21 protein-coding genes are annotated in these 25,424 nt (G+C 41.6%); 14 read left to right on the forward strand and 7 right to left on the reverse strand.

Annotated elements, in window-relative coordinates; translation table 11 throughout:
- The first annotated feature begins 14 nt into the window (after positions 1 to 14).
- The 4 genes from M5E07_RS00710 (at position 15) to M5E07_RS00725 (ending at position 5,085) form a co-directional block, all read left to right on the forward strand.
- On the forward strand, positions 15 to 347 hold the full coding sequence (locus M5E07_RS00710; RefSeq protein ID WP_116759102.1) for a DUF485 domain-containing protein: 333 nt from the start codon (positions 15 to 17) through the stop codon (positions 345 to 347).
- Positions 347 to 2,062 carry a cation acetate symporter gene (locus tag M5E07_RS00715; protein WP_252221057.1) on the forward strand — a complete coding sequence of 572 codons (1,716 nt, stop codon included), beginning with the start codon at positions 347 to 349 and terminating at the stop codon, positions 2,060 to 2,062. The genes M5E07_RS00710 and M5E07_RS00715 overlap by 1 nt, the downstream gene beginning before the upstream one ends.
- A 198-nt stretch (positions 2,063 to 2,260) precedes the next feature.
- Positions 2,261 to 2,944, forward strand: coding sequence for an ion channel (locus tag M5E07_RS00720; protein WP_252221059.1), 684 nt, complete (start codon positions 2,261 to 2,263; stop codon positions 2,942 to 2,944).
- A gap of 167 nt (positions 2,945 to 3,111) precedes the next feature.
- A complete protein-coding gene (locus tag M5E07_RS00725) occupies positions 3,112 to 5,085 on the forward strand; it encodes a glycine betaine transporter (protein ID WP_252221061.1) in 1,974 nt (657 codons plus the stop codon).
- 52 nt (positions 5,086 to 5,137) lie between these two features.
- Here M5E07_RS00725 and omp33-36 read toward each other — a convergent pair whose 3' ends face one another.
- Positions 5,138 to 6,016 carry a porin Omp33-36 gene (gene omp33-36, locus M5E07_RS00730; RefSeq protein WP_252221069.1) on the reverse strand — a complete coding sequence of 293 codons (879 nt, stop codon included), beginning with the start codon at positions 6,014 to 6,016 and terminating at the stop codon, positions 5,138 to 5,140.
- 1,067 nt (positions 6,017 to 7,083) lie between these two features.
- On the opposite strand from omp33-36, the gene blaOXA reads away from it, so the two are divergent.
- Both blaOXA and M5E07_RS00740 read left to right on the forward strand, forming a co-directional pair.
- On the forward strand, positions 7,084 to 7,923 hold the full coding sequence (gene blaOXA / locus M5E07_RS00735) for an OXA-1036 family carbapenem-hydrolyzing class D beta-lactamase (protein ID WP_434087802.1): 840 nt from the start codon (positions 7,084 to 7,086) through the stop codon (positions 7,921 to 7,923).
- A gap of 189 nt (positions 7,924 to 8,112) precedes the next feature.
- Entirely contained in the window at positions 8,113 to 9,816 is a 1,704-nt protein-coding gene (locus M5E07_RS00740; RefSeq protein ID WP_252221071.1) for a GGDEF domain-containing protein, read from the forward strand.
- Between the two features lie 34 nt (positions 9,817 to 9,850).
- Here the strand turns inward: M5E07_RS00740 and M5E07_RS00745 are convergent, their stop codons facing one another.
- The 3 genes from M5E07_RS00745 to uvrA all read right to left on the reverse strand — a co-directional run bounded on the left by M5E07_RS00745 (position 9,851) and on the right by uvrA (position 14,929).
- Positions 9,851 to 10,588 carry a toxin-antitoxin system YwqK family antitoxin gene (locus M5E07_RS00745; protein WP_252221074.1) on the reverse strand — a complete coding sequence of 246 codons (738 nt, stop codon included), beginning with the start codon at positions 10,586 to 10,588 and terminating at the stop codon, positions 9,851 to 9,853.
- Between the two features lie 499 nt (positions 10,589 to 11,087).
- A complete protein-coding gene (locus M5E07_RS00750) occupies positions 11,088 to 12,044 on the reverse strand; it encodes a DUF4062 domain-containing protein (protein ID WP_252221076.1) in 957 nt (318 codons plus the stop codon).
- 53 nt (positions 12,045 to 12,097) lie between these two features.
- Positions 12,098 to 14,929, reverse strand: coding sequence for an excinuclease ABC subunit UvrA (uvrA, locus tag M5E07_RS00755; protein WP_252221084.1), 2,832 nt, complete (start codon positions 14,927 to 14,929; stop codon positions 12,098 to 12,100).
- Positions 14,930 to 15,174: 245 nt separating this feature from the next.
- On the opposite strand from uvrA, the gene M5E07_RS00760 reads away from it, so the two are divergent.
- The 4 genes from M5E07_RS00760 to M5E07_RS00775 all read left to right on the forward strand — a co-directional run bounded on the left by M5E07_RS00760 (position 15,175) and on the right by M5E07_RS00775 (position 17,905).
- Entirely contained in the window at positions 15,175 to 15,777 is a 603-nt protein-coding gene (locus M5E07_RS00760) for a TetR/AcrR family transcriptional regulator (protein ID WP_252221086.1), read from the forward strand.
- A 3-nt stretch (positions 15,778 to 15,780) separates the two neighbouring features.
- Positions 15,781 to 16,758, forward strand: coding sequence for a zinc-binding dehydrogenase (locus M5E07_RS00765; RefSeq protein WP_252221088.1), 978 nt, complete (start codon positions 15,781 to 15,783; stop codon positions 16,756 to 16,758).
- A gap of 73 nt (positions 16,759 to 16,831) precedes the next feature.
- Positions 16,832 to 17,185, forward strand: a complete 354-nt coding sequence (locus M5E07_RS00770) for a DUF1304 domain-containing protein (protein ID WP_252221090.1) — start codon at positions 16,832 to 16,834, stop codon at positions 17,183 to 17,185.
- 378 nt (positions 17,186 to 17,563) lie between these two features.
- Entirely contained in the window at positions 17,564 to 17,905 is a 342-nt protein-coding gene (locus M5E07_RS00775; RefSeq protein WP_252221092.1) for a GlpM family protein, read from the forward strand.
- 43 nt (positions 17,906 to 17,948) lie between these two features.
- On the opposite strand, the gene M5E07_RS00780 is transcribed toward M5E07_RS00775, so the two are convergent.
- The 3 genes from M5E07_RS00780 to tenA all read right to left on the reverse strand — a co-directional run bounded on the left by M5E07_RS00780 (position 17,949) and on the right by tenA (position 19,964).
- Positions 17,949 to 18,755, reverse strand: coding sequence for an SDR family NAD(P)-dependent oxidoreductase (locus tag M5E07_RS00780; RefSeq protein WP_252221094.1), 807 nt, complete (start codon positions 18,753 to 18,755; stop codon positions 17,949 to 17,951).
- Between the two features lie 93 nt (positions 18,756 to 18,848).
- A complete protein-coding gene (locus M5E07_RS00785) occupies positions 18,849 to 19,220 on the reverse strand; it encodes a MerR family transcriptional regulator (protein WP_116759088.1) in 372 nt (123 codons plus the stop codon).
- 69 nt (positions 19,221 to 19,289) lie between these two features.
- Positions 19,290 to 19,964 (reverse strand): thiaminase II, encoded by a 675-nt coding sequence (gene tenA, locus M5E07_RS00790; RefSeq protein ID WP_252221096.1) that lies wholly within the window; start codon positions 19,962 to 19,964, stop codon positions 19,290 to 19,292.
- A gap of 211 nt (positions 19,965 to 20,175) precedes the next feature.
- Between tenA and M5E07_RS00795 the strand changes: the two genes are divergently transcribed.
- The 4 genes from M5E07_RS00795 (at position 20,176) to M5E07_RS00810 (ending at position 25,400) form a co-directional block, all read left to right on the forward strand.
- The gene (locus tag M5E07_RS00795) at positions 20,176 to 21,261 is read left to right on the forward strand and encodes a DUF475 domain-containing protein (protein WP_116759086.1); all 1,086 of its coding nucleotides are present in this window, start codon (positions 20,176 to 20,178) and stop codon (positions 21,259 to 21,261) included.
- Positions 21,262 to 21,411: 150 nt separating this feature from the next.
- Entirely contained in the window at positions 21,412 to 22,776 is a 1,365-nt protein-coding gene (locus M5E07_RS00800) for an MFS transporter (RefSeq protein ID WP_116759085.1), read from the forward strand.
- A 51-nt stretch (positions 22,777 to 22,827) separates the two neighbouring features.
- Complete coding sequence (ssb, locus tag M5E07_RS00805; protein ID WP_116759084.1) at positions 22,828 to 23,409, forward strand: single-stranded DNA-binding protein; 582 nt, start codon at positions 22,828 to 22,830, stop codon at positions 23,407 to 23,409.
- 551 nt (positions 23,410 to 23,960) lie between these two features.
- A complete protein-coding gene (locus tag M5E07_RS00810) occupies positions 23,961 to 25,400 on the forward strand; it encodes an amino acid permease (protein ID WP_116759083.1) in 1,440 nt (479 codons plus the stop codon).
- Positions 25,401 to 25,424: the final 24 nt, after the last annotated feature.

Raw genomic sequence — 25,424 nt, forward strand, 5'->3', positions numbered from 1 at the left:
ACAGGAGCAATATTATGGATGAGGTTCACGTAAACCAGATTCTACAAAATCCCAAATTTAAGGAAATGGTCAGTCGTAAAAGTAAACTTAGCTGGACACTGACGATCATTATGTTGGTTGTGTACGTTGGTTTTATGCTGTTGGTTGGCTATAACAAAGAGTTTTTAATGACTTCCTTTAGTGGTGGTGTAACCACGATTGGTATGCCATTGGGTTTAAGCATTATTGTATTGTCTTTTGTTTTATGTGGTGTGTATTCGTATATCGCGAATAACAAACTTGATGCATTAAATGAAGAAGCAATCCGCGAAGTTGAAGCAATTGCGCACGAGAAAGGACAGCACTAATGAAATGGAATTCATTGAAAGCACTTACAGTTGCTGCAACAACCCTAATGGCTTCAGGTGTCGCACTTGCAGGTCCAGACTTAGGTGCAGCTGAACAGCAAGCGACTAACTGGCATGCCATCATCATGTTTGCCATTTTTGTCGGCTTTACCTTGTTTATTACCAAATGGGCGGCAAAACAAACCACGAGTACCACAGACTTCTATACAGCAGGTGGCGGAATTTCAGGTTTCCAAAATGGTTTAGCGATTGCGGGTGACTATATGTCCGCAGCGTCATTCTTGGGTATTTCTGCAATGGTTTTCAGCTCAGGTTTTGACGGCTTGCTGTATTCATTGGGTTTCATGGTGGGTTGGCCAGTTGTATTGTTCTTGGTGGCTGAACGTCTACGTAACTTAGGTAAGTTCAACTTATCTGACGTGGTGTCATTCCGTTTGGCGGAAAAACCAGTACGTACACTTGCCGCAGTCAGCTCTTTAGTTGTAGTTGCATTCTATCTGATTGCTCAGATGGTAGGTGCAGGTCAGTTGATCAAACTTCTATTTGGTTTGAACTACAACCTTGCTGTGGTGATTGTTGGTCTTCTGATGATGGCTTACGTAATCTTCGGTGGAATGTTGGCAACGACTTGGGTACAGATTATTAAAGCGGTGATGCTTTTATCTGGTGCTTCGTTTATGGCATTTATGGTCATGAAAGGCGTGGGCTTCAGTTTCTCTGAAATGTTCTCTCAATCAATTGATGTTTTTGCAAAAGTACATGAAATTACTGTAGCGGAAGCAGGCAATATCATGGGCCCTGGTAAACTGGCTGCGAACCCAATTGATGCGATTTCTTTAGGTCTTGCATTGATGTTCGGTACAGCAGGTCTTCCACACATTTTAATGCGTTTCTTTACCGTTAAAGATGCAAAAGAAGCACGTAAGTCCGTAGTTGTGGCAACAGGTTTCATTGGTTATTTCTACCTTTTAACTTTCATCATTGGCTTTGGTGCGATCCTTTATGTATCGAACAACCCACAGTTCCTTGATGTTGCGAAAATGGCACTGACTGGCAAGCTTGAGCTTGTTGGTGGTAACAACATGGCTGCGGTTCACTTGTCTGATGCATTGGGCGGTGACTTGTTCATGGGCTTCATTTCAGCAGTAGCATTTGCAACCATTCTTGCAGTAGTTGCAGGTTTGACATTGTCTGGTGCTTCTGCAATCTCGCATGACTTGTATGCAAACGTATTCAAGAAAGGTCAAACTACACCTGAATCTGAACTTCGTATGTCTAAAATTGCAACTTTAGGTTTAGCTATTTTTGCAATGATTTTGGGTATTTTGTTCGAAAAACAAAACGTTGCCTTCATGGTAGGTTTAGCATTCTCTGTAGCTGCATGTGCGAACTTCCCAGTGCTTGTATTATCAATGTTCTGGAAAGGCTTAACTACACGTGGTGCAGTGATTGGCGGTTTGGTGGGTCTAGTAACTGCGGTGGTACTCATTATCTTAGCGAAAGCAGTTTGGGTAGACACTTTGGGTATTTCTGATACTCCAATCAACCCATTCAATGGTCCTGCAATCTTTGCAATGCCATTGGCGTTCTTCTGCTGCTGGTTGTTCTCTGTGACAGATAATTCTGCACGTGCCCAAGCAGAACGTAAAGCATTTGACGCACAGTATGTACGTTCGATGACAGGCGTTGGTATTTCAGGCGCATCTGATCACTAATTCTGTATCTAGCAATAAAAAAGCTCCGTTAGGGGCTTTTTTATTGTGTATTCAACGTCACATAATAATGAACACCAAATATCTGCTAGACCCAACCCACTAAATACGCTAAAAAAGAATAAGCAAAAGAAAAGATTCCTCAAAACAAGTAGAAACAAATATTTGAGATAACTCCATTTATTGATAAGGCAGACCAATATGCAAGTGATGATCGACTTCTGGAAAGGATTTCGCTTATTGCCATCGGCATGGTTATTGTTGGTTCAATTCTGTATGTTGTGGCTGTCGATAATGGGTCATCGGGGTTTGTCATATCGGGCATTTATGTGGTGTCTGGGGGTATTGGCCTTACTCATCATTGCCAAAGTAATTCGACAAACGCCAGTTTATACTTTTTTGGGTTTAAGCTTTGTCGGTGGGGCTTTTATTTTTTCTTTTCTTATTTTGTTGGGCTTCGACACCGTAGCGATACAGGTGATTGCACACAGTTTTGAAAGTTTGGCTTATTTTTTGGCAGCCTATGGTTTGGTTCGTTATATGTTTGCAGACCGTTATTTGACCAAAGATGAAATGTTTGCAGCAGGCGCTGTATTCACCCTGATGGCTTGGGGGTTTGCATTCTTATACAATATTTGCCAACTCCTGATGCCCAATAGTTTCCAAAGTCCAACTGCGGGTCTGCAATCTTGGTTAAACCTGTTATTTCTAAGCTTTAGTTTACAGTCGGCCACAGGGCTATCCGATATTATGCCAATGACTTCAGCAGCGCGTATTTTGGCGATGTTACAAATGTTTTGTGGCGTCATGTATTTGGCCTTAATTGTGTCCAGACTCATTGCGCTACAATATATTCGGCATGATCCTCGGCAAAATAATGACTAATGCAACGCAGTAAATCGTTACAGGAATTGAACTGCCTCGGCTCACAGTATTTATTATCATCATCAAGAATTGTTAAAATTTAACATATTCACTTCTTAATAAGACTCGCGAAATTAACCTGATTGGTTTCATTTTTTTACATTTATAAAAATCTTCTGGGGGAAATTATGCCTTCCATCAAGACGTCTCCATTTGCCAATGTCAAACGGAATGTATTTTTCAGTACTGTTGCCATTATCGTGCTCTTTTTGGCTTTAATTTTATTTGACCCAAGTGGTTTTGAAAACTTAACCAAGCGTTTAAATCAATGGATTATTGATTCTTTTAGCTGGTTTTATGTCTTAGCAGTTGCGTTCTTTCTTATTTTACTTATTTTTATCGCTATGTCGGATATGGGTAAAATTAAATTAGGACCCGATCATAGTAGCCCCGAATACAGTAAAAGCTCTTGGTTTGCGATGCTCTTTACTGCTGGTATGGGAATTGGACTGATGTTTTTTGGCGTGGCTGAACCCGTCATGCATTATGTTAATCCACCGACTGGAGAAGGGGAAACGTTAGCTTCGGCTCAACAAGCAATGCGGATTACTTTTTTCCATTGGGGCTTACATGCATGGGCCATCTACGCACTAGTGGGATTATCACTGGCTTACTTTTCCTTTCGGCATAATTTGCCGCTTAAAGTCCGCTCAGCACTGTATCCGCTGGTCGGCAAAAAAATATATGGTCCTGTGGGTGATGCAGTCGACACCTTTGCTACTTTGGGCACCATTTTCGGGGTGGCCACCACACTCGGTTTTGGGGTGACCCAAATTAATTCTGGCTTGAATTATTTATTTGGTATTCAGCAAAGTGTTTTTATTCAAGTGGGGCTGATTATCTTTGTCAGCTTTTTAGCGGCTTTGTCGGTTGGCTTTGGTTTGGATAAAGGGATTAAACGCCTGTCTGAGTTGAATCTGATACTTGCTCTGGTTTTACTTTTATTCGTTTTTTTCGCGAGTTCCTCAATTTATATCCTACAAACCAGCATTCAAAATGCAGGGCAATATATCTCCAACTTGTTCACAATGACCTTCAACTTGTATGCCTATCAACCCAATGGCTGGATTGGCGGTTGGACCATTATGTATTGGGCGTGGTGGATTTCATGGTCACCATTTGTCGGGATGTTTATTGCCCGAGTATCCCGTGGACGTAGTATTCGAGAGTTTATTGTTGGCGTGTTATTTATCCCGACGGGTTTTACTTTAATCTGGATGGGCTTTATGGGGAATGCAGCACTGTTCAGTATTATTCACGATGGGCAAAGCTCCTTGATTGCAGCGGTACAGCACGATTCATCCGTGGCACTATTTGAGTTTCTGACGCATCTTCCATTTGCACAAATTTCTTGCCTGATTGCGACGGTACTGGTGGTGCTATTCTTTGTCACTTCTGCCGATTCAGGCTCACTCGTGATTGATTACTTAACCGCAGAAAGTGAAAACTCACCTTTATGGCAGCGATTATTTTGGACGGTTTTAATTGCACTGCTCTCGATTATTCTCTTGATGGCAGGGGGCTTAGCGGCATTGCAATCGGCCACCATTATGAGTGCTTTGCCCTTTACCTTAATTATGTTGTTGATGTGTTGGGGTTTAATCAAAGCACTCAGTTTGGATTTAACCAAAATGCAAGCACTGCAAGAAGCGCGGATTACCCCACGAGCCATTCAAAATCCACGTAGTTGGCAGCAGCGTTTGGGGCTGATCATGCATTACCCGCATACCCAACAAGAGGTGGAACAGTTTATACAACACGATGTGCAACACGCTTTTCTGCAAGTACAAAAGGAATTTCAGCGTCGTCAACTTGAAGTGACCATTCGACCGATTGAACAGGGATTACAATTGCGCGTCGATCATCACAATGAAATCAATTTTATTTATCAAGTCGTTTCACGTGAAACTCAGCCACCGAGTTTTATGGCAGATGCACGAGTGCAAGATCAGCCGTTTTATCAAGCCGAAGTTTTTTTGCGGGAAGGTGGACAAAATTATGATGTGATGGACTGGACCATGGAAGATTTACTGCAAGATATTATTGATCAGTATGAACGTCATCTTCATTTCTTGAGTTTGGTGCGTAGCCCGAACATATAAGCAATAAAAAAGGACGCATGTAGCGTCCTTTTTTGATTCAGCATCTAATTAATTAGAAACGGAATTTAGCATTTAAGCCAACAGTTTGCGTGTCAAGATCAACATCTTTTGCATTCGCATTAACATAGCTTGCACCTACAGCAACTGCAGGAGTGATGAAGTAGTTCACGTTTGCACCCCAAGCTGAGTCAGGTGTACCTTCGTAGCTAGATTCAGCATAAGAAGCGCCAACACTTAATTTAGGGTTTAAATAAAGGTCAGTTTTCAATTGGTATGCAGTTGCATCACCGTAAACAAGGCCAGATTCAAAACCGATTGACATATTTGTATCAGAGATCGCACCAACATATTTAGTACGCGCAGTGATTGCATCTTGGTCTTCACCAATCGTTGCAGTTTCACCAACAGCTTTAACCACACCATTGCTCATTACGTTGAATGCATCAAGAGCAAATTGGTCAGCAACGTTGGTATAACCTACAGCAACCAAAAAGTTTGGCGCAGCTAAAGCACCAAGTTCTAATGCATAACGGTCGCCTTGATCGTCAGAAGCATTGTTGTTTTTGCTGTCAAGAATTGTATGGCTGTAAGACGCGCTTGCATAAGCAGGAACGAATTTAGTTGGGATATAAGCTTCAGCTTTAGCGCCATAGTTGTGTGCAGTAACATCAAAACCGTTCGAACCTAATTCAGCATAGTTGTATGCCAAAGAAACATTAGAAGCTTGGTTTAAGAAAGCTGCTTCTGCTAAAGGACCTTTAGAAGAATCTACATCTTTAAAGTAGTAAGTACCTTGCACACCACCAGTAAAGTCTTTGTCGTTTGCTGCAGATGCATCGATGTATTCAGACTGACCTTGTACTTCGAATTGGTATGCTTGAGCACCGGTCATGGCTAATAATAATGCAGTGGCTAAACCGAGTTTTTTCATGAGTGTTACCAGTTTGTTAGAATGAATTAAACAACTAGCATTGTATTGTAACAATTTATTTAGTCAATTAAACGCGTGTTACAGATTGCAGTGCGCATTTACTTGAAATAAGTGATGTACATAAAGTAGACAGATAGAAAAATTTATGTCAACCTTTAAAAAAAGACAGGGATTACAATTGAATAAGTTCATTCTTTTCTTATTTTTCGGCACAAGAATGCGGCAAAACAAGATAGCTTTTTAATTGTAAAAAGAAATTAATTATTTAAAAGTAATTGTCAAAAACAATGATAAGTTTCATCAAATTGCAGCAATCATTTGTGATTCATTCTGAATAATTGTTCAAAATTTAATTAAATATTACGAAAAATGTAACAATTGTACTTTTAATAAGCTATTTTTTACTATTAATGTGACTTGCTTCTCTTAATCTGTATTAAATGTGTTTTTGTATAAAACAAAGTAATTTAATCGGCTTTACATCTGAAGAAAAGAGAGACATAATAATTGAGTAATCAGATCATGTTTCATGCAAATAGTGTGATAGCTGCCTGATTCTCCACAAAAAGTTTTAGTTTATCGCCCAACTTTCCCCAAGGTTGGGCTTTTTTTTTGCTTTTTAAAACATGAAATGTGACTTAAAAATAACACATAGAACTAGAGGAGCTAAGGTGGTGCATATTTGCAAGAGACTGGGCTTATAGGGAGTCAGTGAACTTGTCTAAATACATTTTAGTTATGGTAGATGTGTCTTAAATAGGTAAATCAGGGAAGCATGAAACTGATTTATTGCACTAATATAGTGCTTTTATGCTGTAAAATTGAGTTGAAATTAATATAGCGATTTAATCGTATAATAAAAAAATCCCAGTTTAAGTAAATAAACTGGGATTTTTTCGCCAAAAAACAGGGAAATTTAAAAATATCTGCTGAGGATGAAATTAAAAACGCCCTAATGTTGTGCATTATGCACCATAATGGATCAAAAGTAAACAAATTCAATGGAATTTATTCCGTTTGGTCAAAATCTGGCTATGATAGGTCTAAAAGTGATGGAGCAAGTCAGAATGCGGATGCTAAAAGGTCTATCTTGTTCGGTTTTAACTTGGATGCTGTTAAGCGCATGCAGCCAGCAACCCGTCAAGGATCAAATTCAGCAACAGTCGATGATGCAACAACCACGATTGGTTGAGTTGAATCATATGTTTCAAGCAGTGGATAGCGCAGTGGTCTTTGTGACTTATGATGGGGAAAAATTGCAGCGTTTTGGCAATGATTTCCAACGTGCCGAAACTGCCTATATACCAGCTTCAACTTTTAAAATGTTAAATGCTTTAATTGGTTTGCAGCAGGATAAAACCACGACCACTGAAGTATTTGCATGGGATGGCAAAGCACGTGCATTGGAAAGTTGGGAAAAGGACATGACTTTGGCACAGGCGATGCAAGCGTCAGCCGTTCCTGTCTATCAAACCTTAGCACGACGTATTGGTCTACCGTTGATGCAAAAAGAGCTTTATCGTGTCGGTTATGGAAATGCTCAAATCGGGACTCAGGTCGATCGTTTTTGGTTAGATGGACCCTTAAAAATTACACCACAACAAGAAGCTGAATTTGCTTACAGACTTGCGACTCAGACTTTACCTTTTGATGTACAAGTTCAACAAGAGGTGAAAGAAATGTTATATGTGGAGCGTCGCGGTGTTGCTAAGTTATATGCCAAGTCAGGATGGGGAGCCGATGTACAACCTCAGGTGGGTTGGTATGTGGGATGGGTGCAACAGCCCAATGGTAAAATTTTGGCATTTGCCTTAAATATGCAGATGCAGAATGAGCAGCAATTGGCAATGCGTAAACAACTCACACTAGATGCTTTAGATAAACTTGGTGTTTTTCCCTATTTATAATAGGCTTCAGGGCAGATGAGATGAAAGCAGTCTAAGGCTGCCTTTGGGTATTCAATCTGTTATGCTAAATTTAAATGTCTCAAAGCAAAGCAAAAATAACAAATTAAAATATCGTTTTCAGCGTTGCATCTTTTATCAATGTTATGGTTTAACTATAAAGAAGCAACTTAGCGAAATTTAATAATATTCATGGCAACATTACGGGCAGAAAATATAAGTAAACGATTATTGGGTGCAATGTTGGTCATTGTACTGTCGTTACTGTTTATTTCCGTACCTCTTATTTTAAAAAGCCACCAAAATTACCAACAGGCGCAGCTATCTTTAACAGAAATTCAGAGTCTGCGTGCAGTTGCCGAATTATCCAATAAAATTTCACGTGAACGCGCACCCAGCAATAAAGTCATGTCGAGTACCCCTGAAGAATATGCACAAAACCAACAAGAATTAGCTGAATATCGACAAGGGGTCGATCAGCATATTCAAAGCACAATTTTACGCTTGAATGAGGCAGGATTTAATACTGAAGCGGCCGAAATTGTGACGCAATTACAACCGCAGCTACAACAAGGGCGTGATGCTGTTGATGCTTATGCCACTTTGCCCCGCACACAACGCAATATGGAACAATTGGATGCTGCCATATTACAGATGTTTGCAGCATGGGATGTAAGCCATAATGTATTGAAAAATATGGTGATTCATTCGCAGAGTCTAGATGAACACACCTCAAATTATTATACCTTGATTTTAATTTTAGCCGATTTGCGTGATCAAGCAGGACGTGTTGCTTCGAATGTGATTGCCCCTGTGACCTTTAAACAGAAAATGCCTGATAGCAATTTGGCACGTTCCTTACAAACTCAGCATCAGGCACATTATTTATGGGATTTGGTGAATACCATTTTGCCTGAACAAGATAAAACTGTTGAATTTATGCAATTACATGAAAAAGTAAAGACGGATTTTCTTGAGCAGGGTATAAGCACGGTACAACATTTGATACAAGACAGCATTTCAGGGCGACCTTATGAATTATCGGGTACTGAGTTAACTCAAAAAATCGTCGATAAATTCAGTTCCGTCGTGAATTTGCAAACCTATATTTTAGATTATAGTTTGCAAGTGGCAGAACGAGAGAAATTACAGGCCAAACGTCAATTTTATCTCACCCTTTTTGTGACCACTATTTCTTTGTTTGCTGCTTTATTTACCATGATCTATGCACGTCGTAAGGTTTTTGAACCATTAATTCAGGCGCGCGAAACAATTTTGAATTTATCTCAAGGCTCAAAACTTGAGACAACAGAAGCATTACAGCATGGTTCAGGGGTGGATTCATTGTTTACGGCGATACGTAAATTAGAAAGCATGTTGCAGCAACGAGATGCTTTGGAGTTTCAATTAAAAAATATTGCCAATTCTGATGCTTTAACTGGGGTGGCAAATCGTTTGGCTTTAGAGAGTTATATTCGGCATTTAGAAAAGCAGCCTAAGAAACTCGAAAAATTGTGTTTGATTGTGATTGATATTGATGATTTTAAGCAAGTAAATGATCAATATGGGCATATGATCGGAGACAAAGTTATTCAGATGGTGGCAAACATTTTAAAAGCCAATGTACGTACTACAGATTTAATTGTACGTTACGGAGGTGATGAATTTCTGGTCTTGCTTGAGCAGATGAGTGAGATAGAAGCGCTGAACATTGCCGATCAGATTCGGCGTGATGTGGGCAGGGCAAATATGCAGGTGGGGCTTGTCCCCGATTTATATGTGTCTGTCAGTGCGGGCTATGCCATCGGTGGTGCAAGTTGGTTGGAATTATTTCATAAAGCCGATCAGTCTTTATTTAAGGCGAAGGCGAAAGGGAAAAATGCGGTGCAAGGTTAGACCTATCACCGCATCAATCAGTGTTTATTCAGAATTATTCTTCATCTTGATAGCTGCTAAGACAACTATTGCGAGCGCGAGGTTTGCCGGCTTCGTTCCAGCACTGGGCTTGGACAATACTTCCTGCATCGTAAGTTAAGACAGCTTCGGGTGTGCCATCTTCGTACCAAATTTCATAGCGGTTTTGTCTGAGGCCGTTGCGATATTCTCCTCGGCGTTCCAATTTTCCGTTGTGAAACCATTGTTTGAGTTCGCCACGCATCTCACCATGTTCAAAGCGTACATAGGTCCATGGCTTGCCGTTAGTATACCAACGTTGTTTCATGCCATTTTGTAGCTCATCTTTATATTTCATGGACAGTGCCAATTGTCCATTCGAGTGCCAAATGCGATATTCCCCATCAAGAATGCCGTGGTTCATCGTCGACTCTTGCTCTTTTAAACCATTGGCATGCCAGAAGGTGAGTTTGCCATGATAACTTCCATCTTCGTATTCAATTTGGCTGCGCATTTTGCCATTGGGATAATAACTTTCAAATGTTCCTGAACCTTGCACTTGATCTGGAAAATGCACCAGATGTTCGCATTCGCTGGCTTTGCTGGACGGTTTTTGTGTGGTGATAAATCCTGAGGTTAAGGGGCTTTGGTCGGCATAAAAATATTGCACTAGCCATGATTTTGAAGAGCCGCCTGCTTGAATACTGGGTGTGCATTGGGGATGCGCTTGCCACGGGTCATCGCTGCCATCGGATTCTGAAGTGAAAACAATCATATTTTCATTGATATAGCCATCGGCGAAGGTGTATAGGGAAACAAGTCCCAAAGACATGCTGAGAAGGAATGCTTTCATGATTTTGATAATGTAATTGAGTTATTGAAAAGTCATAGGGCTTCTGTTTTGATAAAAGCCGAGTTGGATTTTACGTGATTTGGATTTAAATTGAGAAAAATAATTTAGGATTCTGATCGTAGACAAGATTTGCAGAAGGTAGAGTCTGAGAAAGGAGTATTGATGTTTCTTATTTTTAGCACGTCCTGATATTGAGTCTGTGGTTGCTTTTTGTTGTTGTGTAGGAATTGCCTCACTTTTGACTGGGAAAAAGTGACAAAACCCATGTGTTTGACGGATGCTCAGTCCCTTGAGCGCAGTCAAACGAGTGACCTCCATGTCGCCTGTCATGTGATTTACTTTTAGTTTTGGGCTTTGGTTTTTTCAATTAAATAATTAATAAAGTTGGTCTAAGTGGCTAGTAAAAAATATTTAAATAAATTTAGGCTTCATCATTTAAATATTCATCTAGACTCATATTTTCTTTTTTCAGAGTTTCAAGAATAAGGTTTCGAATTTCAGAATATTTATTTTCATTACTTTTGAGACGTGATTCTGAAATACTTCCATTATCAGTAATTGAAAAGCCTTCTTTTTTATCTACAGTAAGTTCTTTATTAAAGTGATTACAGTAAGAAGTAAAATCTGGATTATTTAAAATATCTACTGGTTTTGGTTTTAGACCGAGGAAGGTTAAATCTTGTATAGCTTTATTACTAAGCATTTCTTCATAAAAAATTGCATTTAGTTTTGCTTTTTTGGTTCCTACTGAATTTAAAATTTCGTGGGATAATAATTCTATTCGGGAATTCATTTGACTAATAACTTCTAAATAGTCTGTAATTTTTTCACTAGCACTTTTTTTTGTTAAAAAGTCATAAATCATTCCAGCCCATTGCTTTCTTAAATAACATTCAATGTCGTTGAAATCTCTAAATGGCACTAGAGCATTGTTAGATGATGCTTTACGAACTTCATCAATAAATTCAAATATTTTGATAGAGTCGGATGATGGGAAATTAAATTTTGTAAGATCTATATCCTTATTTTTTTTATTAGTTAAATAAGTGTGATGATCATGAAGTACCCCTGACTCCACTAAAGTGAATACAGGTATTTTATGTTTAATTGCTTCTCTATATTCCATATTTGTAATAGAGTCTTCAGTGCCTTGAAATTTTCCACCATAACGTCCACCAATAATTAGAACAAAGAGCTGGCAATTAGGAATTTCAGTTAAACACGAATCATGGGTATGAGAAGAAGGATCAAAAAATACTGCACCGTCTTCGCTTAGAATTGGTTCATAACCTAGAGTTGTAATGAAATATCTTAAATTGTCACGAATATATTTTAAATCATAACAAGTTGAACTAACGAACACTCTAGGTGTAGCCATGTAAAAGAGCCTAAATTATTAATTCTCCTGACTCTTTTACATGAAATAGAGTCTTATTTCAACAACGGTTTTAAGAACCTTGCTGTATGTGAAATTTTATTTTTCACCACTTCTTCAGGTGTACCTTCAGCAATAATCATCCCACCACCTGCGCCACCTTCAGGACCTAAGTCAATAATCCAGTCTGCGGTTTTCACCACATCCAAATTATGCTCAATCACCACAATGGTGTTCCCTTTGTTGCGTAGCTCATGCAGGATGTCGAGCAACTTGGCAATGTCATGAAAATGCAGACCTGTGGTCGGTTCATCCAGTACATACAACGTTTTACCCGTATCGCGTTTTGCCAACTCACGTGCCAGTTTTACCCGTTGAGCTTCACCGCCAGACAGTGTGGTTGCAGATTGCCCCAAACGGATATAACCCAAGCCAACTTGGTTCAACGTTTCTAAACGACGGTGAATGACTGGAATGGCATCGAAGAAATGCATGGCATCTTCAACCGTCATGTCCAACACATCAGAAATGTTTTTGCCTTTGTAGCCGACTTCCAAAGTTTCACGGTTATAACGTTTACCATGACAGTTATCGCAGGGCACATACATATCTGGCAAGAAGTGCATGGCAACTTTAATCATGCCGTCGCCTTCGCAGGCTTCACAGCGTCCGCCTTTCACGTTAAAGGAGAAACGACCTGCCGCATAACCGCGTGCTTTGGCTTCTGGCGTTTGCGCAAACAACTCACGAATTGGGGTAAATAAACCTGTATAGGTGGCAGGGTTGGAACGCGGAGTACGTCCAATCGGACTTTGGTCAATATCCACGACTTTATCGAGGAATTGCAAGCCATCAATCGAGTCGAACTTCTCGGCTGTAAGAGTGGTTGCTCCGTTGAGTTGGGTCGCTGCCAATGGTAATAAGGTACGGTTAATCAGGGTCGATTTACCTGAACCAGACACGCCTGTGACGCAGGTCATCACACCCAGTGGAATGGTGAGGTCAACATCTTTCAGGTTGTGACCAGCAGCACCCATGAGCTTAATCTGTTCGTCAGGACGTGGCGGTTGCGTGCGCTGTTTAGGCACAGCAATTTTGAGTTTACCCGACAGATATTGCCCTGTGAGTGAATCTTCATGACGTGCCAATTCATCTGCCGTACCTTCGGCAATAATCTCACCACCATGCACGCCCGCACCTGGGCCAATATCAATAATATGATCGGCAGCGCGAATAGCATCTTCATCATGTTCGACCACCAACACGGTATTGCCGAGGTCACGCAAGCGCACTAAGGTTTCCAGTAGACGGTCATTGTCACGTTGATGCAGACCAATCGAGGGTTCATCCAACACGTACATGACACCCATCAAGCCTGCACCAATTTGCGAAGCTAAACGAATACGCTGTGCTTCACCGCCCGACAGGGTTTCGGCCGAACGCGACAGGCTCAGATAGTTCAACCCGACAGACACGAGGAAATGTAAGCGTTCACGAATTTCTTTAAAAATCTTGTCGGCAATTTCGCCTTTGGCACCGGTTAAATTTAGGCTTTGGTAATAGGTCTCAGCATCGCCAATCGCCATTTGGGTAATCTCGGCAATGGTTTTGTCTTTGACACGTACATTGCGGGAAATTTCGTTTAAACGTGAACCACCGCAGGCATCACAAGCTGCATTGGATAAATACTGTGCCAAATCATCGCGTACATAGTTACTCTCGGTTTCACGGTAACGACGCTCAAGATGCGGCAAAATCCCTTCAAAAGGTTGTACGCGATTGTGCTTGCGTCCACGCTCATCGATATAACTGAGATCGACCTTTTCTTTGCCTGTGCCGTATAAAAACTTCTTCTGGGTGTCTTTATCCAGCTCGTTCCACGGGGTATCGAGTGACAATTCAAAATGATCCGCAACTTTTTGAATCATGCTGTAGTAATACGGGCGTTGTCTGTCCCAACCACGAATGGCACCCTGACTAATCGAGAGTTCTGAATTTGGAATGAGTTTGTCGGCACTGAAATGGCTGCGTGTGCCTAAACCATCACAGACAGGGCAGGCACCAAAGGGGTTGTTAAAGGAAAATAGGCGGGGTTCTAGTTCTGCTACAGCACGGTCACATTTAGGACAAGAGTGTTTGGCTGAAAAAACACGGTCAGGATGTTCACCTTTCATCCATGACAGTACTGCAATATCACCGCCTAAACGTAGGGCGGTTTCAAAACTTTCTGCAATACGGTTACCCAAGTCATCACGGACTTTAAAACGGTCCACCACTACTTCAATGGTGTGCTTTTTCTTTTTGTCCAGTTCAGGCGGTGAATCAATATCAATAATTTCCCCATCCACACGGGCACGAACAAAACCTTGACTTTGCAGTTGTTCAAACAGATTGCTGTATTCGCCTTTTCGCTCACGCACCACAGGTGCAAGCAACATTAATGCAGTGCCTTCTTCGAGGGTTTTGACTGCATCAACCATTTCCGAAATGGTTTGTGCCACCATCGGTAGGTCATGTTCAGGGCAAAAAGGCGTGCCGACTCGCGCATAGAGCAGACGTAAATAGTCGTAAATTTCAGTAATAGTACCCACAGTCGAACGTGGGTTATGGCTGGTGGACTTCTGTTCAATGGCAATCGCAGGGCTTAAACCTTCAATCGAATCGACTTCAGGTTTTTCCATTTGCGATAAAAACTGCCGTGCATAGGCAGACAGCGATTCTACATAGCGGCGCTGACCTTCAGCATACAAGGTATCGAAAGCGAGAGAGGATTTACCTGAACCTGAAAGTCCCGTAATCACCACAAACTTGTCGCGGGGAATATCGAGGCTCACATTTTTTAAATTGTGGGTACGTGCACCTCGAATACGGATATGACTTTGGCTCATGAAAACATCTCAATTATTGTGCAAATAGAAACTTATATGATAGCGCTTTAAAATTGTTCAAGTCAGTGATCTGGGTTTTTAAACGACAAATCATGACGGATGAATTATCCCTGAACAATCTCGCGTATTTTAAGTCGCTATTATTAACATTCATTTGCCGTAGTGGCTACTCCTGTAGAAATTTAACCGTCCAAGTTACATAAATTTACTAGGCGACTGGTCTAATATTGAAATATAGTCAGCTCATGAAACGATCAAGTAAAAGTGAAGCCACCCGCCAACACATTCTGGAAACCAGTTTTCCGCTGGTATTACAGAAAGGCTTTGTCGGGGTAGGGCTACAAGAAATCTTAAAAGCCTGTGACGTGCCGAAAGGCTCGTTCTACCATTATTTTGCGTCGAAAGAGGCTTTTGGCTGTGCGCTGTTAGAGCAGTACATCACCTATTATAAAGATCAGGTGGAGCAGTTGTGGCAACTGACGGACGGCAGTGCTTATGCACGTTTGATGGCGTTATGGCAGGCATGGATTGAAGACCCGATTCGGGGTGGTTGGGCGGAAAACTGTCTGATTGTGAAATTGGCAGCCGAAGTGTCTGACTTGTCTGAAGATATGCGTCAAATCCTGAATTTCGGGGTCAATAAATTAACCGAACGCGTTGCGGCTTTGCTTGAGGAAGGACAGCAGGAAGGTTCCATTCCTGCACATATCCAACCTTTCAAAATGGCACAAGTGATGTATCAACTGTGGTTGGGTGCAGCCTTGCTGGCCAAACTGGCACAAGACAAAGCCCCTTTGCATTTGGCACTCGAAACCACACAAAACCTCTTACAACCCATCAAGGATTAACCCATGCGCAGTATTATTCATCGTCGTTTTGGCGAACCAGTTGATGTATTAGAACAAGCAAACATGCCACAGCCTGAGCCAAAAGCAGGGCAAGTCCGTTTAAAAGTGATTTTATCCCCGATTCATAACCATGATGTATGGACCGTCCGTGGTAGTTATGGTTATAAGCCTGAATTACCTGCCATTGGGGGCAGTGAAGCGGTTGGAGTAATTGATGCATTGGGTGAAGGCGTAACAGGTTTTGAATTGGGACAACGTGTTTCGGTAGCGGGCATTCATGGCAGTTGGGCAGAATATTGTCTCGCGCCAGCAGCAGCCCTCATTCCTTTACCCGATGCGATTCCCGATGAATTGGCAGCACAGTTGATTGCCATGCCTCTCAGTTCTTTAATGTTATTGGATTTTGCCAACTTAGAGTCAGGTCAGTGGATGATTCAAAACACTGCCAATGGTGCAGTGGGTAAAACTGTAGCGATGGTGGCCCAAGCACGTGGCATTCATGTGATTAACTTGGTGCGTCGTCAGGAAGCTGTTGCCGAAATGACTGCTTTAGGCATTCAAAATGTGGTGGCAACTGATCAAGCCGATTGGAAAGCCCAAGTCCAAGCCATTCAGGGCGATCAAGCGTTGATGGTCGGTGTCGATTCGATTGGAGGTAAAGCCAGCGGTGAGTTGTTAAGCTTATTGGGTGAAAATTCCTTATTGGTTTCCTTCGGTAGCATGACGGGTGAAACCATGCAGATTGAGTCGGGCGATTTAATCTTTAAACAAGCCACAATCAAAGGATTTTGGGCGAGTGTAGTGAATCAGCACATGCCTGCGGAACGTAAAAAAGCGTTGGTAGTTGAATTATTAACGCTTGCGGCACAGCAGAAACTGACCCTACCTGTCGAAGGAATTTATACCTTTGATCAGGTGTCGCAAGCAGCGGAAAAAGCCACCCAAGCCGCACGCCAAGGTAAAGTGTTATTTAAAGCTTAATTTTGAAGGTTGAAGTGGGCCGAAAGGCTCACTTTCGCTATCGCAGATAAAACAACAAAGAAGGAAAATAAAAATGTTTGGACAAATTTTAGTGGGTCTTATTGCCGTTTTGCATGTCTATATTTTAGTGCTAGAAATGTTTTTATGGGATAAGCCCTACGGCTTGAAAGCCTTTGGCAACACTCCTGAAAAAGCCCAATTGACCAAGGTCATGGCACAAAATCAGGGACTGTATAACGGCTTCTTGGCAGCAGGTCTATTCTGGTCGTTGTACGCACCTGAAAGCTATGCCTTGGCTCTGGCCAATTTCTTTTTAGGCTGTGTATTGGTGGCAGGGATTTATGGGGGGATGACCGCCAATAAAAAGATTATTTATATTCAGGCGGTGCCTGCGCTATTGGCGTTATTGGCAGTCAATTTACTTTAGACCTGAAACCCCATCGAGGTGTTAGCAGCCTGTGCATAACACCTTTGCTTGGGATGATTTAGCAAGCCAAGGCAAGTGGACGTTCAAAAATAGACGCAACCGATTCGAAAGCATGTTGCCTTGAAATAGCATCCTATTGGCGTGCATAAACATTGATGTCTTTTTCTAGAATTTGTAGAAAGTCATTGTAGTGTTGTTCAAAATTTTACACCAACAGAACATCGTCATGTTTATCTGAACGTAGGTTGATGAGCAAAACGGTTTCAGATTCGATATTTTATCCTAGATATTTCCACTAAATTCACATGCAAAGCTGCCTTTTAGAGCGCAGAATATGGGAGTGGGTTAGATAGTGAAAGTATTGGATAGAACCGAAGTATGTGGGCATTATTTTTAAAATGTATGTTGGGTGCAGCAGTCGTACTGCTGATTTCAATTTTATCCAAAAGTAAGGCTTTTTATATTGCAGGTTTGGTTCCGCTATTTCCCACTTTTGCCCTGATTGCACATGTGATTGTGTACCAACAAAAAGGGGCGGAAGCCTTACAAAAAACCGCGTTATTTGGCCTATGGTCTCTGATTCCTTATGCCATTTATTTAGCTGCCGTTTATGTGTTGGCGACGCGCATGTCGATGTGGTCATGTTTGGGCGTAGCGACACTCAGTTGGGCCGTGGCTGCGGCAGGTTTAATTTATGCGTGGCAAATATTTCAACATTGAAAAGATCAAGCAACGGTTCTTAATCTTTTCAAGCAGGATGTACTTATGATGCTTTCAGAACGCGGTCTCTGAGAATACGTTCAACCATATGAAGCATTTTCTTGCGAGACAAAATACGTGGCAATTGAGCGGTGAGATAGTTGCTACACCCGACAATAATTGATGTTTTGTTTTGATCTAGGGCTACTAATGTAGCGGAAACGACGTCTTCGACTGAAGAGCTTTTCATGCCGCGAGTATCGGCATTTGCTACTTGTGTAAAGTTGGTTTCGGTATTGCCAGGACAAACTGCCAAGAATTTAACCCCTGAAGATGCATATTCTCCTGCAAGTGCTTCAGTAAAATTAAGCACGTAAGATTTGCTTGCGCCATAGACCGCAATATACGGCAAGGGTTGAAACGCCGCTGTCGATGCGATATTGATCATGATGCCTTTTTTGCTCGCCAGCATTTGTGGCAAAAATAAGTAACATAAAGACGTTACACTATTCATGTTGAGCAGCATCATTTCATTGTAGGTCGCGGCAGATTGATCTAGAAATTTGCTCCATTTTCCAAATCCAGCGTTGTTAATTAAAATCTCGACCGATAATTTTCGTGCTTGCACCTCATCAAACAGCTTTTGCGCTGCATGGGGTTGAGCCAAATCTAAACCAATGACTTCAACCTGAATGTTATATTTTTTTTGAAGTTCATTGGCTAACTCATTCAGTTTTTGCTCAGAGCGTGCGGTCAAAATTAAGTGGATGCCTAGGGAGGCAAGCTTTTGCGCATAAGCTTTGCCGATTCCTGAAGATGCGCCTGTAATTAATGCTGTTGAATTTTTAAATGTCGAAAGATGAGAACTCATTTTATAAATCCATAATAAAAGGAGTTATGACCATAAACCTTTCCCCTAAGGGCAGAGTCAAGCTTTAATTTTCAGATTTGTTGATTGACCGTGCTATACAGCGCTGTTGTCGGTCATATAGGTTTGGGTAATTTCATCCTCCAATTGCTTTAAGTTTTCTTGTAAACGGTTTAAGGCGTGTTGGTGTTCTAAAATTTGCTGATGCTTGTTGGCGATTAAAGCCTTCGCTACTTCTACAGGAAATCGGTTCTGTTGATATTTTAAAACAGCAAGGTCATACAGCTCAGCAAGACTAAATCCAACCGCTTGGGCAAGACGGATCATTTTGACTGATTGGACATCAATCGCTGCATAAATACGATAATTTCCTTTTCTCTTCGCAACGGGCAATAAACCGAGTTTTTCATAATGCCGAATGGCTTTCGGGGTGGTGCCTGTTAAAGCAGCCAATTCTCCAATATACATATTTTTCTCAATTGTTTTAAAGATGATCATGAGCCAAATGACCCATGATCAGTTTAGTATATGGTCAAATTATCGGTTGTCTAAACCCAACCATTGTCTTTGATGATAAGCACTATCCCAGAATAACCATTCCAGTGTTGCCCCCATACGATAGGCCGCATGCATTTTTTCTAAAGTGTCAGCATCGCAACGTGCAGCAACTTTATTTACAGTGGCAATGACATTGCGCACGGCAGTATGGAATTCTTCACCTGCGTAGGTATCGATCCAAGCTTGGTACGGATTATTCGGTACAGATTGCTGCACAATGTCTTGACCGACTTCGGCATAAATCCAAAAGCAAGGGAGCAAGGCCGCCAGTACCACAGGATAACTTTCCGCCCATGCGGTCGCAGTTAAAAATGACGTGTAATGATGACAAGCCAAGGTCAGTGGTGTGGTTTCAAACTGGTGTTTAGAGACATCGAATTCTTGCATAAAGCTGTCATGCAGACTACGTTCAACCACAATCGCAATTTTGGCGGCTTCCGAAAATTGCATGACATCATCGGCTTCATACGCTTTTGCTGCACATACCGCTAATGCGCGGCCATAAGCCAATAAATAATGTGCATCTTGAATGACATAATGAGAAAAGGCTTCACGGCTGAGTGTGCCTCGCGCAAGCTCTTGATTGAAGGGCAGCGCTAAAGTTTCTTGGTAGAGGTCGAGATTACGCTGCCACAATTGTTCAGAAAAAAGCATGCGGGTTTCCTGGTCTATCTTTACAAATTATGGCGACTAGACTAACGCAAGCATGCCCAATAGACGACCCATTTTTTACAGAGCGGAGTTCTTCACAGAAAAAATCGCAGAACAATTTTGGTTTGGTGTATAAAAGCGTCATAATATCGCGCATGAATTTTTCTGCTGTAGTCAAGCTATAGCACTCTTATTATCCAAAGGTCACTTCGTTATGATGAAACATTTTGGTTTCTCTATTTTATTTACGATTGTGTGTCTTGCAATTTCTGCTTATTGGGGCTTTACGCATGGTCCAGAAGCAGGCTTGAAGACCATGTTTACTGCGTTGACCATTACCGCCATTTTGGCTGTGATGGAAGTTTCTTTGTCGTTTGATAATGCAGTCGTAAATGCTTCAGTACTCCGCGGATGGGATCATTTTTGGAAAATGATTTTTTTAACCGTGGGTATCATTATTGCTGTATTTGGTATGCGTCTGGTGTTCCCTATTGTGATTGTGGCAGTAACTGCCGATATGGGTATGCTGGAAGTGGTGAAAATGGCATTGAATGAGCCACAGCAATATTCAGAAAAATTGATGGCCCATCATGCTGAAATTGCTGCCTTTGGTGGTGCATTCTTGTTATTGGTGTTCTTGAATTTCTTCTTTGATGAAGGTAAAGACACCCATTGGTTCAGATGGTTAGAGCACCGTTTAGCCAATTTAGCCAACGTCCCTGCAATGTCCGTCTTTATTTCACTGATTGCGTTATTGATTATGGCAGCCAATGTTGCAGATGCTGAACGTTTGTTGGTGACGATGGCGGGTATTTGGGGCATCGTGGTGTATATCGGTGTGCAAGTGCTCAGTCATTTGTTAGGTGGTGAACCTGAAATTGATGAAGAAGGCAATGCCGTGGCACATGATGCCAGTGGTGCATCTACAGGCGTGATTAAAGCCGGTTTAGGTGGCTTTATTTATCTAGAAGTATTAGATGCCTCATTCAGTTTTGATGGCGTGATTGGTGCATTTGCCATTACTTCGGATGTGGTCATCATTATGCTGGGGTTGGCGATTGGTGCAATGTTCGTGCGTTCAATGACCATTTATTTGGTTGAGAAGGGTACCTTAGACGCCTATATCTTCCTTGAGCATGGTGCGCATTATGCGATTGGTGCCTTGGCCTTCATTATGTTGGCGAGTGGTACAGGCGTACACGTTCCAGAAGTGGTGACGGGTTTAATTGGTGTGGCATTTATTGTTTGGGCTATCATCGCCTCGATTCAATACCGCAAACGCCAAGGACAACATGGTTAAACCGTGAATCTGAACGAAATGTCCACAGAGTAGAATCAAGGGTGCATTGTATTGCGCCCTTTTTTCTTGAGATAATTCCAGAATCGCCACGCATTCGTATCTGAATGTTGTAGCATAACCTCCAAATTCAACGCATTTAAGTCTATTGATATGATGAATTCCTTAGAACGCCGCTCGACCTTTGCTTTAAGCAGTATTTTTGCATTGCGCATGTTGGGGCTGTTCATGATTATCCCAGTCTTTTCCGTGGCTGGTCAGTCGTATCAACATGCGACACCTGCGTTGATTGGTTTGGCGGTAGGCGTGTACGGGCTCAGCCAAGCCATTTTACAAATTCCGTTTAGCTTAATTGCAGACCGTTTTAGCCGTAAACCTTTGGTGGTACTGGGTTTATTGTTGTTCGCCATTGGTGGTGCAGTCGCGGCGATGTCCGACAGCATTTATGGCGTGATTATTGGTCGTGCCATTGCGGGCGCGGGGGCGGTTTCTGCGGTGGTCATGGCCTTACTGGCCGATGTAACACGCGAAGAACAGCGCACCAAAGCCATGGCTGCCATGGGCATGAGTATTGGATTGTCTTTTGTGGTGGCATTTAGTCTGGGACCATGGCTCACCAGTCTGGTGGGAATCTCAGGGCTGTTTTGGGTGACAACCATTATGGGTTTGGCGGCAATTGCTATGTTGCTCTTGGTACCCAAAGTAACCCGACATCATAAAAACTTCCAGCAAGGTTATCTGGCCCAACTGAAGCAAGTCTTGAAAATGCCAGATCTAAATCGGCTACATGTGTCCGTATTTACTTTGCATTTATTGCTGACAGCGATGTTTATTTATGTGCCTTCGCAGTTGATTGAATTTGCGCAAATTCCCTTGGCAAAACACGGTTTAATTTATTTACCTCTGTTGGTGATTAGCCTGTTTTTTGCCTTTCCTAGTATTATTGTGGCGGAAAAATATCGCAAAATGCGCAGTATTTTCCTCACTGCCATTGCAGGCATCATTTTAGGCTTAATAACCTTAATTTTTGGCTATGAGTCCAAATATATCTTATTGATCGGGTTGGGTTTATTTTTTATTGCCTTTAATGTCATGGAAGCTTTATTGCCATCGTGGCTATCTAAAGTTGCACCGATTCAGTCTAAAGCCACAGCGATGGGTGTAAATGCCAGCAGTCAGTTTTTAGGGGCATTTTTTGGCGGTACGTTGGGCGGTCAATTATTGATGCTGAATAACACCGCATTGGGTTGGAGTATCCTCACTGCAATTGCTATAATTTGGCTATTCATCAGTTTTGGTTTGGCTCAACCACGTTATCTTTCATCGTTGGTGTTGCGCTTACCTGAGAATAAACAAACAGATGAGTGGACTTCTCAACTTTTAGCGATTCGTGGTATTGAAGAAGTTGTGGTGATGTCAGACCAGCAAGTGGCGTATGTGAAAGTGGACAAGCAGCGAATTGATGAAGCTGCGCGACAACATTTAACGCACTTGTTGGGGAAAGAGGTAGCCATTTAAGCATAACTCTTATAAAGTAAATAATAGAAATAGATAGGAAGTAAACATCAGATGCGCGGTGTAAATAAAGTTATTTTAGTGGGCACATTAGGCCGAGATCCAGAGACGAAAACTTTTCCAAATGGGGGTTCGTTGACTCAGTTTTCAATCGCAACTAGCGATTCTTGGACTGACAAAAGCACAGGTGAACGTAAAGAACAAACTGAATGGCACCGTATTGTGTTGCACAATCGTTTAGGTGAAATTGCTCAGCAATATTTACGTAAAGGTTCGAAGGTTTATATTGAAGGTTCTTTGCGTACGCGCCAATGGACAGACCAAAATGGCCAAGAACGTTACACCACTGAAATTCGTGGTGAACAAATGCAAATGCTCGATTCAAACCGTCAGCAAGGTGAAGGTGTGCCGAGTGATAACGCAGGGTTTAACCAACCACGTTTTAACAATAACCAAAACAGTGGTTATGGCAATAACACAGGTTATAACAACAATAACAACCAAGGTTATGGCAACACTGGCGGCTTTAATAATAATCCAGCAGGTGGCAATACCCAAGGTGGCTATAGCAATACACCTAAAGCAGCACCTTCTGCACCAACACCAGCAGATTTGGATGACGATTTACCGTTCTAGATCATATATAGAGGCACTTTAAAGGTCTTCTTTAAATGGGCGGAAGTACTTTCATCCCACTGCTTCAAACAAGCAAAACCTTCTTAGTCTAACTAGGAAGGTTTTTTTATTTAGATGAGCTAAATAATTGCGCGCTATACTAAAGTTCTAGAGTACAAGCAGATAGCACAGTTATAAATTGGCTCCTGTAAAAGTAGATTAATTTAAATTGGTTTATTTATACTAAGTTATTTATTTTTATATATTTATTATTTTAAATTTAATTAAATTAAACCTATAAATATGAATATAAATTACAAAAATGCACAGTAATGGTGCATTGGAAAAGCAATTGGCTCTTTCCTTCATAAGAAAAATGGCTCTCGTTTCTTGAGTGCCAAAACGACAAATTAAGCCTATATCGAAGTATGCATACGGAAACGTCAGATTTGCCCATTCAATCCTTTGTTTTTAGGAGATTGGGCAGATTCACCAAAAAATTAGGAATATTGATGACCTAGGGTAAACCGACTTTGGGACAGCTATATTTCTATCATGTTAAGGAAAATTGTATGGCTGGACATCAAACGTCAGGAGCCAACGGCTCTCAAGGCTTACATAACGGGCTTAAATCTCGCCATTTGACCATGATCTCAATTGCGGGTGTCATTGGTGGTTCTTTATTTGTCGGTTCAGGCAGTATTATTTATAACACTGGACCAGTGGTTTTTCTCACTTATGCTTTAGGCGGTTTATTGGTTTGGTTCATCATGCGAATGCTCGGTGAAATGGCTGTTTTAAACCCTGATAGCGGTTCTTTTTCTACTTATGCTGACCGAGCGATTGGTCGTTGGGCGGGGTTTTCGATTGGTTGGTTATATTGGTGTACGCTCGCCATGCTCATGGGCTGGGAAGCTTATGTTGCGGGTAAAATTTTAAATAATTGGTTTCCATTTATCCCGATCTGGGCCTATATGATGGTCGTCATTGTTGCCTTGGTCGCGGTCAATTTACAAAACGTGAAAAACTACGGTGAATTTGAATTCTGGTTTGCGCTCATCAAAGTGATTGCGATTGTCATTTTCCTTGTGTTGGGTAGTTTAGCGATTATGCACTTATGGCCGTGGGGTAATCCTGCTGCATCGGGTATCAGTAATTTGACTTCACAAGGCTTTATGCCAAATGGGGCATCCTCGGTCATTACCGCCTTACTGGGGGTAATGTTTGCCTATATTGGGGCTGAGATTGTGACCGTTGCCGCAGCAGAATCGGCAAATCCTTCTCAAGAAATTCGTAAGGCTTCTAACTCAGTCGTTTGGCGTATTATTTTGTTCTATGTGGGTTCAATGTTTGTGGCAGTGTGTTTGATTCCACACAACAATGAACTTCTGAAAGATTCGACTTGGGGTACGTATAGTGTAACCTTGACCGCATTAGGGATTCCTGGCGCACGTCATATTGTCAACTTTGTTGTACTCACTTCAGTTTGTAGCTGCTTTAACTCGGCACTGTATACCTGTTCACGTATGTTGTTCTCTTTAGGCAAACGTGGAGATGCACCGAAGAGTTTTGGTACAGTGAACCGCCATGGTAGTCCAGCGGTAGGCGTGATTGTCTCTTGTTTCTTCTCTGTCATTGCGGTGATTTTAACAGCAAGCAAGAGTATGGATGTTTATGATGTATTCATGCTCACTACAGGTGCAGCGACATTATATGTGTACTTGGCAATTGCCTATTCGCAATTGCGGATGCGTAAAAAGCTTGAAGCAGAAGGGGTTCAAATCGACTTTAAAATGTGGATGTTCCCTTATGTGACTTATGGCGTAATCATCGCCATTATTGGGGCAATTCTGACCATGTTAATTGAAGGCACCTATTTTAAAGAAGTGATCTACACCACAGTGTTGTTTGGTACGATTGTGTTCTTTGGCGTATTGTCGGAAAAACTAGGTTGGGGCAAAGAGCGTAGAGCATCTCATTTATCGCATAGCAATACAGAAAAACTGGTTTAATTTGCGTTAATCTGAATTGAAAAA

This window comes from Acinetobacter tibetensis (assembly GCF_023824315.1).
Lineage (GTDB): Bacteria > Pseudomonadota > Gammaproteobacteria > Pseudomonadales > Moraxellaceae > Acinetobacter > Acinetobacter tibetensis.